At 55.8% G+C, this 16,276-nt stretch carries 15 protein-coding genes; 11 read left to right on the forward strand and 4 right to left on the reverse strand.

The features are described from left to right. Position 1: 1 nt before the first annotated feature. From APU02_RS18965 to APU02_RS18985, 5 genes are all read left to right on the forward strand, one after another. Entirely contained in the window at positions 2 to 1,186 is a 1,185-nt protein-coding gene (locus tag APU02_RS18965) for a Gfo/Idh/MocA family oxidoreductase (RefSeq protein ID WP_060570920.1), read from the forward strand. After that, positions 1,183 to 2,250: a Gfo/Idh/MocA family oxidoreductase gene (locus tag APU02_RS18970; protein WP_060570921.1), complete on the forward strand. Its 1,068-nt coding sequence runs from the start codon at positions 1,183 to 1,185 to the stop codon at positions 2,248 to 2,250. The genes APU02_RS18965 and APU02_RS18970 overlap by 4 nt, the downstream gene beginning before the upstream one ends. Positions 2,251 to 2,260: 10 nt before the next feature. After that, positions 2,261 to 3,283 carry a Gfo/Idh/MocA family oxidoreductase gene (locus tag APU02_RS18975; RefSeq protein WP_060570960.1) on the forward strand — a complete coding sequence of 341 codons (1,023 nt, stop codon included), beginning with the start codon at positions 2,261 to 2,263 and terminating at the stop codon, positions 3,281 to 3,283. 79 nt (positions 3,284 to 3,362) lie between these two features. Further along, a complete protein-coding gene (locus APU02_RS18980) occupies positions 3,363 to 4,901 on the forward strand; it encodes an MFS transporter (protein ID WP_060570922.1) in 1,539 nt (512 codons plus the stop codon). A gap of 142 nt (positions 4,902 to 5,043) precedes the next feature. Beyond that, positions 5,044 to 6,384 carry a hemolysin family protein gene (locus tag APU02_RS18985; protein WP_060570923.1) on the forward strand — a complete coding sequence of 447 codons (1,341 nt, stop codon included), beginning with the start codon at positions 5,044 to 5,046 and terminating at the stop codon, positions 6,382 to 6,384. A 71-nt stretch (positions 6,385 to 6,455) separates the two neighbouring features. Here APU02_RS18985 and APU02_RS18990 read toward each other — a convergent pair whose 3' ends face one another. Then, on the reverse strand, positions 6,456 to 6,662 hold the full coding sequence (locus APU02_RS18990; RefSeq protein ID WP_004857160.1) for a DUF1107 domain-containing protein: 207 nt from the start codon (positions 6,660 to 6,662) through the stop codon (positions 6,456 to 6,458). Between the two features lie 325 nt (positions 6,663 to 6,987). Between APU02_RS18990 and APU02_RS18995 the strand changes: the two genes are divergently transcribed. Next, the gene (locus APU02_RS18995) at positions 6,988 to 7,545 is read left to right on the forward strand and encodes a YtfJ family protein (protein ID WP_060570924.1); all 558 of its coding nucleotides are present in this window, start codon (positions 6,988 to 6,990) and stop codon (positions 7,543 to 7,545) included. Here APU02_RS18995 and cysQ read toward each other — a convergent pair. Beyond that, a complete protein-coding gene (gene cysQ, locus APU02_RS19000; RefSeq protein ID WP_042289503.1) occupies positions 7,535 to 8,275 on the reverse strand; it encodes a 3'(2'),5'-bisphosphate nucleotidase CysQ in 741 nt (246 codons plus the stop codon). The genes APU02_RS18995 and cysQ overlap by 11 nt on opposite strands. Before the next feature lie 190 nt (positions 8,276 to 8,465). Between cysQ and APU02_RS19005 the strand changes: the two genes are divergently transcribed. Then, positions 8,466 to 10,409, forward strand: coding sequence for a bifunctional 2',3'-cyclic-nucleotide 2'-phosphodiesterase/3'-nucleotidase (locus APU02_RS19005; RefSeq protein ID WP_042289506.1), 1,944 nt, complete (start codon positions 8,466 to 8,468; stop codon positions 10,407 to 10,409). A 52-nt stretch (positions 10,410 to 10,461) separates the two neighbouring features. Here the strand turns inward: APU02_RS19005 and APU02_RS19010 are convergent, their stop codons facing one another. After that, positions 10,462 to 10,842, reverse strand: a complete 381-nt coding sequence (locus APU02_RS19010) for a helix-turn-helix domain-containing protein (RefSeq protein WP_060570925.1) — start codon at positions 10,840 to 10,842, stop codon at positions 10,462 to 10,464. An 88-nt stretch (positions 10,843 to 10,930) separates the two neighbouring features. On the opposite strand from APU02_RS19010, the gene APU02_RS19015 reads away from it, so the two are divergent. From APU02_RS19015 to APU02_RS19025, 3 genes are all read left to right on the forward strand, one after another. Next, positions 10,931 to 11,797, forward strand: coding sequence for an SDR family oxidoreductase (locus tag APU02_RS19015; RefSeq protein ID WP_060570926.1), 867 nt, complete (start codon positions 10,931 to 10,933; stop codon positions 11,795 to 11,797). 63 nt (positions 11,798 to 11,860) lie between these two features. After that, positions 11,861 to 12,685 carry an AraC family transcriptional regulator gene (locus tag APU02_RS19020; RefSeq protein WP_060570927.1) on the forward strand — a complete coding sequence of 275 codons (825 nt, stop codon included), beginning with the start codon at positions 11,861 to 11,863 and terminating at the stop codon, positions 12,683 to 12,685. Between the two features lie 76 nt (positions 12,686 to 12,761). Continuing rightward, complete coding sequence (locus APU02_RS19025) at positions 12,762 to 13,727, forward strand: DMT family transporter (RefSeq protein WP_060570928.1); 966 nt, start codon at positions 12,762 to 12,764, stop codon at positions 13,725 to 13,727. Positions 13,728 to 13,776: 49 nt separating this feature from the next. On the opposite strand, the gene APU02_RS19030 is transcribed toward APU02_RS19025, so the two are convergent. Continuing rightward, on the reverse strand, positions 13,777 to 15,330 hold the full coding sequence (locus APU02_RS19030; protein WP_060570929.1) for a methyl-accepting chemotaxis protein: 1,554 nt from the start codon (positions 15,328 to 15,330) through the stop codon (positions 13,777 to 13,779). Between the two features lie 245 nt (positions 15,331 to 15,575). Between APU02_RS19030 and ytfE the strand changes: the two genes are divergently transcribed. Next, positions 15,576 to 16,238 (forward strand): iron-sulfur cluster repair protein YtfE, encoded by a 663-nt coding sequence (gene ytfE, locus APU02_RS19035; RefSeq protein ID WP_042289519.1) that lies wholly within the window; start codon positions 15,576 to 15,578, stop codon positions 16,236 to 16,238. The last annotated feature ends 38 nt before the right edge of the window (positions 16,239 to 16,276 follow it).

Here is a 16,276-nt window from a genome sequence, read left to right on the forward strand (position 1 = left end):
GATGCTGAACGTTGCGATTGTTGGAACGGGGAATATTTCCCATAACCATATTCAGGGCTATCTGGCCTTTCCTGAACGCTGCCGGATTGTCGCGCTGGTGGATATCTATCCGGAGAAAGCCGAAGAGAAGAAAACCCGCTACGGGCTGGCTGAAGCGCAGGTGTTCGCCAGCCACGCCGCGCTGCTGGCGGCGGATCTGCATGTCGATCTGGTGGACGTCTGTACGCCGCCTTACGTCCACGCGGAAATCGCCATTGATGCGCTGAATAACGGAAAGCATGTGCTGTGCGAAAAACCAATGGCGGCGTCGCTGGAGGAGTGCGACGCGATGATCGCCGCCCAACGGGCCAGCGGGAAAACCCTGTCGGTGATTGCGCAAAACCGCTTTACTGACGCGTTCTGGCGCTTAAAGGCGGCGGTGGACTCCGGCCTGGCAGGCAATATTTGCCACGCGCAGGTGGACTCCTTCTGGTGGCGCGGGCACAGCTATTACGACCTCTGGTGGCGCGGCACCTGGGTAAAAGAGGGCGGCGGCTGCACGCTGAATCACGCGGTGCACCACATCGACGCCATCCAGTGGCTGCTCGGCTTTCCCAGCGAGGTGGTGGCGATGATGACCAACGTCGCCCACGATAACGCCGAAGTCGAAGACCTCAGCGCGGCGATTTTCAGATACCCCGGCGGCGCGCTGACGCAGTTGACCGCCTCGGTCGTTCATCACGGCGAAGATCAGAAGATTGTCATCCAGGGCGAAAAGGCGCGGATCTCCGCGCCGTGGAAAGTGTTCGCCAGTCAGTCCGCCGACAACGGCTTTCCGCAGCCGGAAAACAATCTTGCGCTGGAAGCGCGCCTGACCGCGCTGTTTCACGCCACACCCGCCCTCACATGGACCCTGCATACCGGGCAAATCGAAAACGTGTTAACCGCCATTGAACAACAAACCGCGCCGCTGGTGGACGGTGAGCAGGGGAAACGCTCACTGGAACTGATCGCCGCGATTTACAAATCGGCCATCACTCGTTCCGTGGTCACGCTGCCGGTTGCCCGCGCCGATGCGTTTTATCGCACCGGCGGCCTGCTGGAGAAAGCCCCGCATTTTTATGAGAAATCCGCTTCCGTGAGCAATTTTGCCGAAGTGGGCGCAATCCCTCTGGGTAAAGACTTAGATTCAGGAGTAGAAGCATGAGCTTAAACGATGGAATGAACTATGCCCCCACCGGCAAACCGCAGCCGGTGGTCCAGCCTGGCGAGTTTATGATTGCCGCCGCCGCGCTCGATCACGGCCATATCTATGGCATGTGCAACGGGTTGATTGAGGCTGGCGCGACGCTGAAATGGGTATATGACCCCGACCCGCAGAAGGTGGCGGCGTTCGTGAAGCAGTACCCTCAGGCGCAGGTGGCTGACTCGCTGGACACGCTGCTCAATGACCCGGACATACAGCTGATCGCTGGCGCGGCGGTGCCCTCAGAGCGCTGTCCGCTGGGGCTGAAGGTGATGGCGGCCGGAAAAGATTACTTCACGGATAAAGCGCCGCTGACTACGCTCGGGCAACTGGAAGACGCCAAAGCGATGGTAGCCAAAACCGGACGAAAATATGCGGTGTACTACAGCGAACGCCTGCACGTCGAAAGCGCGGTCTTCGCTGGCGAGTTAGTGAAAAAAGGGGCGATAGGCCGGGTGGTGCAAACGCTCGGTACCGGCCCGCATCGCGAGGGCAGCGGGCGTCCGGACTGGTTCTACGACCGTCGCTATTTCGGCGGCATTCTCTGCGATATTGGCAGCCATCAGATCGAGCAGTTTCTGTTTTACACCGGCAACAGTAACGCTCAGGTTGTCGCCAGTCAGGCGCGTAACGTGAATCACCCACAGTATCCGTTGTTTGAAGATTTCGGCGACGCGATGCTGGCGGGCGATAACGGCGCCACAGGCTACTTTCGCTGCGACTGGTTCACCCCGGACGGCCTCTCTTCCTGGGGCGACGGACGCTTAACCCTGCTCGGTACTGAGGGCTATATCGAAATCCGTAAATATGTCGATATCACTCGCGGCGAGCAGGATGTGGTCTATCTGGTCAACAAAGAGGGCGAGTTCCGCTATCCCGTCGCGGGGAAAGTCGGCTTCCCCTACTTTGGCGAACTGATCCTCGACTGTCTGCATCGCAGCGAAAACGCCATGACCCAGGCGCACGCCTTTAAGGCCGCCGAGTTGTGCGTTAAAGCACAGATGCAGGCAAATGCGCGTGGATGACGGAGCGCCCATGAAAACACTGAACGCCGCCATCATTGGCTGTGGAGCCATCCACACCACCCACGTAGAGGCACTGCGTCAGTTGCCCGCCGTGACGCTACGGGCCATTGCGGAATGCAATATCAACCGGGGGCGACAACTGGCCGCAGAATATGACTGCCAGCTCTACCATGACTATCGTGAAATGCTGTGGGATGACGCCATCGACGTGGTGCATATTTGTACGCCGCATTATCTGCATAAGCCGATGATCCTCGCCGCGCTGGCGGCGGGGAAACAGGTCTTTTGCGAAAAGCCTGCGGTGATAAACGCGCTGGACGTGGCGGAAATCGACGCCGCCCTTCTGCACGCCAAAGGAACGCTGGGCATTTGTTATCAGAACCGGCTTAACCCCACCAGCATCGCTATTCAGCAGCAACTGCAGGACGGGACAATCGGCAAAATGCTCGCCATTAAAGCTGTGCTGACCTGGTCGCGCGGCGGCGGTTATTACACCGACAGTCCCTGGCGTGGGAAACATGCCACCGAAGGCGGCTGTCTGCTGATCAACCAGGCGATTCACACCCTTGATTTGATGCAATGGTTTGGCAAGGGCGTCACCCGCGTGAAAGGCGTGGTCGACAGCAGTTGGCTGGCTGACATTATTGACGGCGAGGATAGCGCGATGGCTACCTTCGCCTTTGCTAACGGCGCGCGCGGGCTGTTCTACGCCAGCAACTGTTACACCACCAACTCACCCCTGCAAATGGAAATTCACGGTGAACATGGCTTGCTGCAGCTTGAGGGCAGTGAGCTGTGGTTACTGCGTGACGGCGCGCGGCACAAGCTGGCGAGTGATTCCGCCCCGGACGGCAGCGGCAAAAGCTACTGGGGCGTCGGCCACCGGGAAGCGATTCGCCAGTTCTACAATGCGGTGTGCGATCCCGCCGCCGCAAATGTATGCGGCATTGATGAAGCCGCGAAATCCTTGCAGATCGTCGATGCCATTTATCGTTCGTCGCAATTACGGCACTGGATAACCCTGGAGAAATAAACCCGCAATGCGTTAAACCCAGGCCGGAGCTGGCGACGCCGCCCTCCGGCAATAAAAAGTCCCCTACAGGAATAATGATATGGCGAAACCTACTGAACGGAGAGTGGGTTACGGCGTAGCGATAGGCTATGGCGTAACCGATTTATTTGGAGGCGGTGCATTCGCGGTTATTGGCACCTGGCTTTTATTTTTTTATACCACCTATTGTGGATTATCTGTGCTGGAAGCGGGCTCGATATTTGCAATCGCCCGAATTATTGACGCCATTTTAAGTCCGGTGATGGGCTATATTACCGATAATTTCGGTAATACCTGGCTTGGCCGGAAATTTGGCCGACGACGTTTCTTTTTGTTAATCAGCGCCCCGCTCATGTTTCTCTACGCGCTGGTGTGGGTCACCGACATGAGCTACTGGTATTATCTGGGCACCTATCTGTCTATTGAGCTGCTGTCAGCGATGGTGCTGGTGCCATGGGAGACGCTGGCCGCAGAGATGACTAACCGCTTTAGCGAACGTACGCGTCTGGCTGGCGTCCGTATGATGTGCTCGTCGCTGGGCGGATTTTTAGCGGTGTCGGTGCCGGGTATTATCATGCAGTTCACCGGTAAAGATAATTCTTTTACCTATACGCTAACCGGGATTGTTTTTGCGATCATTTATTTTGTCGCGGTGTTTACCACCTGGGCGACAACGTGGGAAGCGAAAGACGTACGCGAAGAATATGAATTCACGCCGGAAACGCAGCGCAGCAGTGGGTTATTCAACCATCTTAAGTATCTGGTTATTGATCTCTTTTCATCCTTTAAAATACGTATTTTCCGTCAACATATTCTTATTTATATTTGCTCGTTTACCGCCATGGATGTGTTTGGCTCGGTATTTACCTATTACGTGGTTTACGGCTTAAAGCAGGATGCGGCGACGGTGTCTGGATTACTCAGTATCGCGGCGTTTGTTTCTATTCCGGGTACGTTTGGCTTTATGATGCTGATGAACAAGCTAAATATGACGCCATCCAGCGCGCTACGGCTTTCTTACGGCTGTATTTTTATCGTTCTCGCCAGCCTGCTGGCGATTTACGTCGTCGACGTACCGATCCCCGCCCTGCTCTTTTCCGCCCTTTTTGTGCTGTTCGGTCTGGCAAAAGCGGGGTTGTATTACATTCCGTGGAACATCTATAGCTTTATTCCGGATGTCGATGAGATTGTCACCCGCCAGCGTCGGGAAGGGATTTTTGCCGGGGTGATGGTATTAACCCGTAAAAGCACCGTCGCACTGGCGATTATGCTGATAGGCGTGGTACTGGAAGAGAGCGGCTTTGTCAAAGGCGGCGGTGCGCAACCCATCAGCGCCCTGCACGCCATTATCGGTCTGATGATCTTCGCCACCGCGGCGTTGCTGGCCGTCAGCTTCTATACCACATTCAGGTTTAAGTTGACCCAGAAGACGCACAAGATCCTGATTAAAGAGGTGGCGCGGCGCAAGCTGGGCGGCAACTGCGCCGACTGTGACGAAGAGACCCGCCAGGTCATTAAAGCCCTGACCGGCTATGAATATGACGAAGTCTGGGATGCGAAGCCTGGCGCGAAAAACCCTGCCGTTATTGCTGAAAATTAACCCTCTGGCGACTTTACAGTCGCTTACGCTATACTAGCCCCTGAACTTACCGGCTCACCGCTACGAGCCGGTTTTCAATTTCTGTATCGCACGAATTATAAACTTCCCTTCCGAGGATCTGACCTGAACGGTCGGATAAGATATGTTAAACAGTATTTTTATCATTCTTTGCCTGATCGCTGTGAGTGCGTTCTTCTCGATATCCGAGATCTCGCTTGCCGCCTCACGTAAAATCAAACTGAAGCTGCTGGCCGATGAAGGCAATCTTAATGCGCAGCGCGTTCTGAAGATGCAGGAAAATCCCGGCATGTTCTTTACCGTGGTGCAAATTGGCCTGAACGCAGTCGCCATTTTGGGCGGTATCGTCGGCGACGCCGCTTTTTCTCCGGCATTTCACTCGCTGTTTTCCCGGTACATGTCAGCGGAACTCTCCGAGCAGTTGAGCTTTATTCTCTCTTTCTCGCTGGTAACCGGCATGTTTATTCTCTTCGCGGACTTAACCCCGAAACGCATCGGTATGATTGCGCCAGAAGCAGTGGCTTTGCGTATCATCAACCCGATGCGCTTCTGTCTGTTTGTGTTCACCCCGCTGGTGTGGTTCTTCAACGGGCTGGCGAACGTGATCTTCCGCATCTTCAAACTGCCGATGGTGCGTAAAGATGACATCACCTCTGACGATATCTACGCCGTGGTGGAAGCCGGGGCGCTCGCGGGTGTGCTGCGTAAGCAGGAACATGAGCTGATTGAAAATGTCTTTGAGCTGGAGTCGCGTACCGTGCCGTCTTCCATGACCTCACGTGAAAACGTAATCTGGTTTGATCTGCACGAAGATGAGCAAAGCCTGAAAACCAAAGTCGCGGAGCATCCGCACTCTAAGTTTCTGGTATGTAATGAAGATATCGACCATATCATTGGCTACGTGGACTCAAAAGATCTGCTGAACCGGGTGCTGGCGAATCAAAGCATGGCGCTGAACAGCGGCGTGCAGATCCGCAATACGCTCATTGTTCCCGATACTCTGACCCTCTCCGAGGCGCTGGAAAGTTTCAAAACTGCCGGGGAAGACTTCGCGGTGATCATGAACGAATACGCGCTGGTGGTGGGTATTATCACTCTGAATGACGTGATGACCACGTTGATGGGCGATCTGGTCGGTCAGGGGCTGGAAGAGCAGATTGTGGCGCGCGACGAGAACTCATGGTTGATCGACGGCGGTACGCCAATCGACGACGTGATGCGCGTGCTGGATATTGACGAGTTCCCGCAGTCGGGCAACTACGAGACCATCGGCGGCTTTATGATGTTTATGCTGCGGAAGATCCCAAAACGTACCGATTCGGTGAAGTTTTCCGGCTACAAATTCGAAGTGGTGGATATCGACAACTACCGTATCGACCAGCTGCTGGTGACCCGTCTGGACAGCAAACCCAACGTCCTGACGCCGAAACTGCCCGATGCGAAGGACGAGGCCCACGCCTCCTGATCCCACAAACATCAACGGCTCCCATCGGGAGCCGTTCATTTACTACGTAACACAACTGCATAGCACTTTGGTTAAGCCATCTCAGTTTGCAGACGCAGAACCTGACGGTTAACTTCGGACATCACAGAAAGATGCTGTTTGTCCTTCACTTTTGGGATAAGAATCTTACCCTTATCGAACTCAAAAGCGCCAACGTCCTTGATATATAACCGTCCGCGGAACAGGATCTTCACGTACTTCGCCACCTGCAGTGGGTTGTACCGTTGGAAAATTTTCATTGTTGTCTCCTGCGTAAGTCTTACGCCCTTGCGGTGCCACAATCGGCCCAACAGTTCTAAGGCGCAAATTTTAATGCCATTTGACTATAGACTATCTGTACGATGTTTCCAGCGTGTATAAGTTTATTTACCTTTTTATTACAGTTAATCAGAATCATCTTTGATTGCTGCCGATGCCTTCAGTATAAGACGTCGTTTTTCGCAGGATTTGTGCGCCCGTCCGCAAACTGACGCCGCGTTTACGGGAAAAAGCATCATTCGCACATATGATTAAACAGCGGCCCAAAGTGGTCGGATCACCTGCAAACAAGAAAAAGGAAACACCATGACCCTACGTAAGATTCTGGCGCTGGCATGCCTGTTAGCGCCGATGATGGCTTCCGCCCATAGCTTCGAAATCAACCAACGCGTACCGGCGGTGGGAATAGCCGATCGCAGCGAGCTGGTGCTGGAAAACGATACGTTCAGCTACAAAAAGTGGAACAGCGCGCAACTGCCGGGCAAAGTGCGCATCCTCCAGCACATCGCGGGACGCACCTCGGCTAAAGAGAAGAACGCCACGCTGATAGAGGCGATTAAATCGGCAAAACTGCCCCACGATACCTACCAGACCACCACTATCGTGAACACCGATGACGCCATTCCCGGCTCCGGCATGTTTGTGCGTAGCAGCCTGGAGAGCAATAAGAAGCTCTACCCGTGGTCGCAATTTATTGTCGACAGCAACGGCGTAGCGCGTAAGGCCTGGCAACTGGAGGAAGAAAGCTCCGCCATTGTGGTGCTGGATAAAGAAGGTCGTGTGCAGTGGGCCAAAGACGGTGCGTTAAGCCAACAAGATGTGCAGCAGGTGATCGCCCTGCTGCATAAATTACTCAGTAAATAGACACCCGGAAGCCGGGGTTGAGGAACGATTCACGCGGGGTGTAGTCCAGCGGTTTGCCCTGCCAGTCGTGAACGTGCGCCCCGGCGGCGGCGGCAACCGCATGGCCAGCGGCGGTATCCCAGATGCAGGTCGGTCCGAAGCGTGGGTACAACTGCGCCTGTCCTTCTGCCACCAGACAGAATTTTAACGACGAACCGATCGACGTGGTCTGGTGTTCGCCCAACTGCTGAAGATACTCTTTCAGTTCGTTATCCGTGTGCGAGCGGCTAATGACTACCAGCGGCGGACGCGCATCGCGTACCTGGATCGGTTTGCGTACGCTGCATTCCTCTTTCCAGGCCTTGCCCTCAGCGGCGCTATACATCACCTTCATCACCGGCGCATAAACCACGCCCAGCACCGGTTTACCGTTATCGATCAGCGCGATGTTGACGGTGAATTCGCCATTGCGTTTGATAAACTCTTTGGTGCCGTCCAGCGGGTCCACCAGCCAGTAGCGCTGCCAGTGCTGACGCACTTCCCAGGCGGGAGGATCTTCTTCCGACAGAACCGGGATGTCCGGCGTTAACGTCTTTAACCCTTCAACGATGACGGCGTGCGCGGCGATGTCCGCTGCGGTGACGGGAGAATCGTCCTGCTTGCTAACGATCTCCATCGGTTTGATTCCATCATAAACCTGCATAATGGCATCGCCCGCGTTCCGTGCAAGCTGACAGACTTGTTCTAACATTCTCCACCTCGTTTTCGTACAGTGGTGTTAACTCGTTGTTTTACTTATACCCCATTGCAGGAGGATCCGCCAACTGTGATAGCGTCTGCGTTTTTGCCGCCGCTTTTCATGTCATGATTCACAGTTCTGTAAGAAAGAAAATTTATATACATTTTCTTTTGTGGCCTCGATCTAAAAAAGGATGCCCCTGATGATTAAGTTTAGTGTAACGCTTTTGGCCACGCTGATCGCGGCCAGCGTGAACGCCGCGACGGTCGATCTGCGAATAATGGAAACCACCGATCTGCATAGCAATATGATGGATTTCGATTATTACAAGGATACGCCGACCGAAAAATTCGGTCTGGTACGCACCGCAAGCCTGATCAACGCAGCGCGTGGCGAAGTGCAAAACAGCGTACTGGTCGACAACGGCGATCTGATTCAGGGAAGTCCCTTAGGTGACTACATGGCGGCGAAGGGGCTAAAGGACGGCGATATTCACCCGGTCTATAAAGCGATGAACACGCTGGACTACGCGGTCGGTAATCTTGGCAACCACGAGTTTAACTACGGGCTGGATTACCTGCACAAGGCGCTGGCTGGCGCCACGTTCCCCTACGTCAACGCCAATATCATCGACGTGAAAACACAAAAGCCGCTGTTTACGCCGTATCTGATTAAAGAAACGGACGTGGTGGATAACGAAGGCCATACGCAAACCCTGAAAATCGGCTATATCGGCTTTGTGCCGCCGCAAATCATGACCTGGGATAAAGCCAACCTGAGCGGCAAAGTGACGGTGAATGATATTACCGAAACCGCGCGGAAATACGTGCCGGAAATGCGCGAGAAAGGGGCGGATATCGTCGTGGCGATTGCTCACTCCGGCCTTTCCGCCGACCCGTACCAGAGCATGGCGGAAAACTCCGTTTATTATCTCAGCGACGTGCCGGGCATTAACGCCATTATGTTTGGTCACGCGCACGCGGTCTTTCCGGGCAAAGACTTTGCCGGTATCAAAGGCGCAGATATCGCTAAGGGCACGCTAAACGGCATACCAGCGGTGATGCCGGGCATGTGGGGCGATCATCTTGGGGTTGTGGATCTGGTGCTTAACAATGACAGCGGAAAGTGGCAGGTAACCGGAGCGAAAGCTGAAGCGCGCCCGATTTACGACCCCGCGGCGAAAAAGTCGCTGGCCGCCGAAGATGAAAAGCTGGTGCGGATTCTGAAAAGCGATCATGACGCCACCCGCGATTTCGTCAGCAAACCGATCGGCAAATCCGCCGACAACATGTACAGCTTTCTGGCGCTGGTGCAGGACGATCCGACCGTACAAGTAGTGAACAACGCGCAGAAAGCCTATGTGGAACACTTTATTCAGGGCGATCCGGATCTGGCGAAACTGCCGGTATTGTCTGCCGCCGCGCCGTTTAAAGTGGGCGGACGTAAGAACGATCCGGCCAGCTTTGTCGAAGTCGAAAAAGGTCAGCTTACCTTCCGTAATGCCGCGGATCTGTACCTGTATCCGAACACCCTGGTGGTGGTGAAAGCCAGCGGTAAAGAGGTGAAAGAGTGGCTGGAGTGCGCCGCCGGGCAGTTTAATCAGATTGATATCAACAGCAGCAAACCGCAGTCGCTGATCAACTGGGACGGTTTCCGCACGTATAACTTCGACGTGATCGATGGCGTGAACTATCAGATTGACGTCTCCCAGCCCGCCCGTTACGACGGCGAATGCCAGACGGTAAATCCAAAAGCCGAGCGCATCAAAAACCTGACCTTTAACGGCAAGCCGATCGACCCGAATGCGCTTTTCCTGGTCGCCACCAATAACTATCGCGCATACGGCGGTAAGTTCGCCGGAACCGGCGACAGCCATATCGCGTTTGCCTCACCGGATGAAAACCGTTCTGTGCTGGCGGCGTGGATCGGCGCGGAGTCGAAGCGTACAGGCGAGATCCACCCGGCAGCAGATAATAACTGGCGTCTGGCGCCGATTCACAGCGACCGCAAACTGGATATTCGCTTTGAAACCTCACCCACCGCGAAAGCGGCGGCATTTATTAAAGAGAAAGGGCAGTATCCGATGCAAAAAGTCGCTACCGATGACGTTGGGTTTGCGATTTATCAGGTGGATTTGAGCAAGTAAACGTTGTGCGGCGTGCCGGATTGCGCTGTTCATGCGCTTATCCGGCAAGACGTCATGCCGCACGCGCTTCCCGCAGCGCCAGCACCTGCGGTAAATTCAGCTCAATCCAGTCCGCCAGCGCGGCGACCTTTTCACTTACCTGCTCGCCAAGCGGCGTCAGGCTATACTCGACATGCGGCGGTACCACCGGATAGGACACCCGGTTGATAAACCCATCCCGTTCCAGCGCCTGCAATGACTGCGCCAGCATCTTTTCACTCACGCCCCCCATTTTGCGCCGCAGATCGCTAAACCGGTGCGTGCCGTCACGCAGCGCAACCAGAATTAACACGCCCCAACGGCTGGTGACATGCTTAAGCACGTCGCGGGAAGGGCACTGCTCGGCAAACAGGTTGCCGTCGCGAAGCTGCTGAGAAAGAGTGGATTTACCCATTTACACTTACCTTTTTGTACGTACTTACTAAAAGTAAGTTTAGGTGATAGCGTAATGGAACACAACAGACACGTAAAGGAGTCACCCCATGATTGCCATCACCGGCGCTACCGGCCAACTCGGCCACCATGTTATCGAAAGCCTGCTAAAAACTGTTCCCGCCAGCCAGGTCGTGGCGATTGTGCGTCACCCGGCGAAGGCCACGACGCTAAGCCAGCGGGGAATCGCCGTCCGCCAGGCAGACTATAGCGATGAGGCCGCCTTCACTACCGCGCTACAGGGCGTCGAAAAGCTGTTGTTGATCTCGTCAAGCGAGGTCGGGCAGCGCGCTGTGCAACACCGTAATGTGATTAACGCGGCAAAAGCGGCAGGCGTAAAATTTATCGCTTACACCAGTCTGCTTCATGCAGACCGTTCCCCGCTCGGCCTGCACCTTGAGCATGTCGAGACTGAGAAGATGCTGGCGGAATCCGGCATCCCGTATACGCTGCTGCGCAACGGCTGGTATAGCGAAAACTACCTGGCGAGCGCGCCCGCCGCGCTGGAGCACGGCGTGTTTATCGGCGCCGCTGGCGAGGGCAAAATCGCCTCTGCGACGCGTGCTGACTATGCCGCCGCCGCTGCGCGCGTCCTCAGCACCGACGGCCATGCCGGAAAAGTGTATGAACTGGCGGGGGACGACGCCTGGACGCTGAGCCAACTGGCTGACGAACTGAGTCAACAGAGCGGCAAACACATTGTCTATCAGAACCTGAGTGAAGCGGACTTCGCCGCGGCGCTGCGGGGGGCAGGTCTGCCCGCTGGCCTGGCTGATATGCTGGCGGATTCGGATATTGGCGCTTCTGAAGGCGGTCTGTTCGATAACAGCCGTACATTGAGCCAACTGATTGGTCGTCCCACCACCACGCTTGCCGACAGCGTTCGCACCATGCTGCAAGTGTTAAAAATTAGTTAAATTAGGTGGCATCCTCACGTATCCTCTTTGATAATGGCAGGATGATGCGTGGGGAGAGATGACATGCAAGGTGTACCTGAGCAATTCAGCGATGAGAAAGACAGCGCCCGTTTTCGCCATCTGGCGGAAGTGCCGGGCGTGGAACTGTATCATGCGCATATTTCTCGCTACGCCTTCGAACCCCACACCCACGAAGCCTTCGGCATTGGGGCTATTGAGGCGGGAGCCGAGCGCTTTCGCTATCGCGGCACCCAGTATCTGGCGCCCGCCCATTCCGTTATCACCATGAATCCGGACGAGCTGCACACCGGCGAAGCTGAAACCGCCGATGGCTGGCGCTACCGGATGATCTATCTTGACCCCACCCTGCTGGAAGAGATAACGGGGATCCGCCACTGGGGGTTTCGCGAAGTGACAAGACACGATCCCTTGCGTTCACGCCAGATTTGCTCGCTGATCCACGGTTTGTGGCACACCGACGATCCGCTGGCGCAGAAAGGACTGTTGCTGGATTTAATCGATACCTTCCGGCCGCTGGCGCAGCCGATGCGGGCGCCGCGTGAAGGCGCGCACCGCTTTGCGCGGGTACGCGATTATCTCCACGACAACTACATGCGTCCGGTCACCTTAGGCGAACTGGCCGCTGTCGCGACGCTCAGTCCCTGGCATTTTCAGCGCCAGTTCAAAGCGCATTTTCACGTCACGCCGCATCAGATGCTGATGGCGATCCGCCTGTGGAGGGCGAAAGCCTTTCTCACTCTCGGGATGCCCGCCGCCGAAGTGGCCGCCGCCGCTGGCCTTACCGACCAGTCGCATCTGACTCGCGCCTTTACCCATCGCTACGGCATCACTCCCGTGCGCTACCAGAGACAGGTTTTCCCCCGCTAATGCGCAATCTCATACAATACGCCCGCGTTTTCCCTGCCTACACTCGGCGCAGGGTTAAAGCAGAGGGAGAAACATAATGATTAGCGGCGTGATATATGCCCTGCTGGCAGGGTTAATGTGGGGACTGATTTTTGTCGGGCCGTTGATCGTACCGGAATACCCGGCGATGCTGCAGTCGATGGGGCGTTACCTGGCGCTGGGCCTGATCGCTCTGCCGCTCGCCTGGCTTGGTCGCGCCCGTCTTCGCCAATTGACCTCAAAGGACTGGTTCACCGCGCTGGCGCTGACCATGATGGGCAACCTGATTTACTATCTCTGCCTCGCCAGCGCCATTCAGCGCACCGGCGCGCCGGTATCGACGATGATTATCGGCACGCTGCCGGTCGTCATTCCGGTATTTGCTAACCTGCTGTACAGTCATCGCGACGGCAGACTCGCCTGGCGACGCCTTGCCCCTTCACTGGCGTTGACAGGCATCGGACTGCTGTGTGTGAATATCGCGGAGCTGGGTCAGGGGCTGCCGAATTTCAGCGGCTGGCGCTATGGCTCTGGCATCGCGCTGGCGGTGGTTTCGGTGGCCTGCTGGGCGTGGTATGCGCTGCGTAATGCGCGCTGGCTGCGCGAAAATCCGGACAAGCATCCAATGATGTGGGCGACAGCGCAGGCGTTGGTCACCCTGCCCGTCTCTTTCGCAGGCTACATCGCCGCCTGCTTGTGGCTACACAACCAAACCCCAGGCTTTGCGCTCCCCTTTGGCCCGCGACCTGCGGTCTTTATCGGCCTGATGGTGGCAATTGCGGTGCTGTGCTCGTGGGTAGGGGCTCTGTGCTGGAATATCGCCAGCCAACGGTTGCCGACGGTGATCCTTGGGCCATTAATTGTTTTTGAGACGCTGGCGGGCCTGTTGTACACCTTTATTCTGCGTCAGGACATTCCCCCGCTGCTGACATTAAGCGGCATAGCGCTGCTCATTGTCGGCGTGGTGCTCGCCGTAAAAGCCAAACCGGAAAAACCCGGCGTGGCGCCCGTCCCGGAGATGTAAATGGGCCGGACAGCGCTGCGCGTGTCCGCCCTGCAGTTAATGCTGCTGCTTATACTTTAAATACCGCTACCGTCTGATTCAGACGCGCAGCCTGTTCTTCCAGCGCGGCGGCGGCAGACGCTGACTCCTCCACCAGCGAGGCGTTCTGCTGAGTCACGCGATCCATCTCCGCCACCGCCTGTCCCACCTGATCGATTCCCCGGCTCTGCTCATCCGACGCAGAGGCGATTTCGCCCATGATGTCGGTCACACGGGTGACCGCGCTGACAATCTCATTCATCGTTTCACCGGCTTCATGCACCAGCGCGGAACCGGCATTCACCCGATCGCCAGAGTCTTCAATCAGCGCCTTGATCTCTTTCGCGGCCTGGGCGCTGCGGCTCGCCAGCGTACGAACTTCACCAGCGACCACGGCGAATCCGCGCCCCTGCTCGCCTGCGCGCGCCGCTTCCACCGCGGCGTTAAGCGCCAGGATGTTGGTCTGGAAGGCAATGCCGTCAATCACGCTGGTGATCTGGGCTATCTTGCTGGAACTGGCGGCGATCTCATCCATGGTGCGCACGACGCCTTCCACGACCTCACCGCCCTTTTTCGCCGTACCCGAGGCGTTCTTCGCCAGTTGCGTCGCCTGGCGGGCGTTGTCCGCATTCTGCCGGACGGTGGCGGTCAACTGCTCCATGCTGGCTGCGGTTTCTTCCAGCGAAGCGGCCTGCTGTTCAGTACGTGAGGAGAGATCGTTACTGCCCGCCGTAATCTCACCGGCGCCGGTGTAGATCGTATCGGCGCCATCGCGCACCACGCGGACGGTATTCGCCAGCGACTGCTGCATATCGCGTACGTTACGCGCCAGTAGCGCCATTTCGTTGTTGCCTTCCGCGTCAATGCTGTGCGTGAGATCGCCGGACGCGATATGGCGAATATGGGACATCACTTCATGCAGCGGCTTCAACAGCACGCGCTGCATCGCTATCCAACTGATCAGGATGACGACCACGACCGCCAGCAGGATAAAGGACAGAATCCACAGAATGCGCTGATAGTCGCTTTCGTTATCCTTGATCCCCGCGCTGGTGAGCTTCGCCTGCGCGGTGCGCCATTCGTGATAGACGCTCTGCATTGCCGTTTGTTTCTGTTCGGCGTTCTGCTTAAACATCTCTTCCAGTTTGCCTTCCGCCAGCAAGGCGTTCATTTTTGCCAGCGTCGCTGAGTAAATGCCGTACTGTTCTTCCAGCCTGTCCGCCAGGCGCTCGTCCATCCCTGGCGTTTCCGGTAGCGCATAATAGGTGTCGTAATGTTTTTTTGCGTTCGCCAGCAGAGCATCTGCAGTTTTCACCAGTTCGCTGAGCTGGCCGCCGTTGATCTGCCCTGCCATGCTGCTTTGCAAACGCAGCATCCCCCGGTTCAGCGTTACCCGCGCCTGATTGAGGCTGATCCACGCATCGGTAAATTCCGCCACGTTCTGGCTTGCAAGTTGCGACACCGTGAAATTTTGTTTGTCATTTTTCAGCGCGTTAATAAACACGCCAGCCGAAAGAAGCTGCATCGCCCCGAGCGCGAGTAGCACCACGATCAATAAAGTGATCACGTTGATTCGTTTAAACATCTTTTGCCTTTTATGTTGCAGGTGTTGTCTGAGGACTTGGTATCGGCAGCGATCGCGGGTTGTTTAATTCGCCAGGACTCCGTTTATGGGAGAATGGCGCGCTTTCTGATAAGTATCAGTACGTTAAAAACGAAAGAATTTTTCGTGACAGACATCACAAAATCCTCTGACCCGAAAGGGTTATAGCGCCCACCTAAAGATGCATTTAAAATGCATCTTATATTATTCAAAATGAGGTAACGGCTATGGCTTATCGCGATCAACCTTTAGGTGAACTGGCGCTTTCTATTCCTCGCGCGTCGGCGCTGTTTCGTAAGTATGATATGGACTACTGCTGCGGCGGTAAGCAGACGCTGGCGCGGGCGGCCGCTCGCAAAGAGCTGGACGTTGACGCCATTGAGGCGCAGCTTGCCCAACTGGCTGAACAGCCCATTGAAAAAGACTGGCGTACCGCGCCGTTAGCCGAAATCATCAACCACATCATCGTGCGCTACCACGACAGACACCGTGAGCAATTGCCGGAACTGATCCTGCAGGCGACCAAAGTTGAACGCGTGCATGCTGATAAGCCAAACGTGCCGAAAGGTCTGGCGAAGTACCTGACTATGCTGCATCAGGAGCTGTCGAGCCACATGATGAAAGAAGAACAGATCCTGTTTCCAATGATCAAACAGGGAATGGGCAGCCAGGCGATGGGGCCAATCAGCGTGATGGAAAGCGAGCATGATGAGGCGGGTGAACTGCTGGAAGTGATTAAGCATACCACGCAGAATGTGACCATTCCGCCGGAAGCCTGCACCACCTGGAAAGCGATGTACAACGGGATTAACGAGATGATTGATGACCTGATGGAGCACATCAGTCTGGAGAATAATGTCCTGTTCCCGCGTGCCTTAGCCGGGGAATAAGCGATTTGCCGGATGGCGGATACGCCTAATCCGGCCTA

The sequence above is a fragment of the Citrobacter sp. 50677481 genome, assembly GCF_001463265.1.
In the GTDB taxonomy this organism is placed as follows: domain Bacteria; phylum Pseudomonadota; class Gammaproteobacteria; order Enterobacterales; family Enterobacteriaceae; genus Citrobacter_A; species Citrobacter_A sedlakii.

Excerpts from the sequence above, each read along its gene's own strand:
- APU02_RS18965 (WP_060570920.1), top strand. The coding sequence starts at position 2 with ATGCTGAACGTTGCGATTGTTGGAACGGGGAATATTTCCCATAACCAT.
- APU02_RS18970 (WP_060570921.1), top strand. The coding sequence starts at position 1,183 with ATGAGCTTAAACGATGGAATGAACTATGCCCCCACCGGCAAACCGCAG.
- APU02_RS18975 (WP_060570960.1), top strand. The coding sequence starts at position 2,261 with ATGAAAACACTGAACGCCGCCATCATTGGCTGTGGAGCCATCCACACC.
- APU02_RS18980 (WP_060570922.1), top strand. The coding sequence starts at position 3,363 with ATGGCGAAACCTACTGAACGGAGAGTGGGTTACGGCGTAGCGATAGGC.
- APU02_RS18985 (WP_060570923.1), top strand. The coding sequence starts at position 5,044 with ATGTTAAACAGTATTTTTATCATTCTTTGCCTGATCGCTGTGAGTGCG.
- APU02_RS18990 (WP_004857160.1), bottom strand. The coding sequence starts at position 6,662 with ATGAAAATTTTCCAACGGTACAACCCACTGCAGGTGGCGAAGTACGTG.
- APU02_RS18995 (WP_060570924.1), top strand. The coding sequence starts at position 6,988 with ATGACCCTACGTAAGATTCTGGCGCTGGCATGCCTGTTAGCGCCGATG.
- cysQ (WP_042289503.1), bottom strand. The coding sequence starts at position 8,275 with ATGTTAGAACAAGTCTGTCAGCTTGCACGGAACGCGGGCGATGCCATT.
- APU02_RS19005 (WP_042289506.1), top strand. The coding sequence starts at position 8,466 with ATGATTAAGTTTAGTGTAACGCTTTTGGCCACGCTGATCGCGGCCAGC.
- APU02_RS19010 (WP_060570925.1), bottom strand. The coding sequence starts at position 10,842 with ATGGGTAAATCCACTCTTTCTCAGCAGCTTCGCGACGGCAACCTGTTT.
- APU02_RS19015 (WP_060570926.1), top strand. The coding sequence starts at position 10,931 with ATGATTGCCATCACCGGCGCTACCGGCCAACTCGGCCACCATGTTATC.
- APU02_RS19020 (WP_060570927.1), top strand. The coding sequence starts at position 11,861 with ATGCAAGGTGTACCTGAGCAATTCAGCGATGAGAAAGACAGCGCCCGT.
- APU02_RS19025 (WP_060570928.1), top strand. The coding sequence starts at position 12,762 with ATGATTAGCGGCGTGATATATGCCCTGCTGGCAGGGTTAATGTGGGGA.
- APU02_RS19030 (WP_060570929.1), bottom strand. The coding sequence starts at position 15,330 with ATGTTTAAACGAATCAACGTGATCACTTTATTGATCGTGGTGCTACTC.
- ytfE (WP_042289519.1), top strand. The coding sequence starts at position 15,576 with ATGGCTTATCGCGATCAACCTTTAGGTGAACTGGCGCTTTCTATTCCT.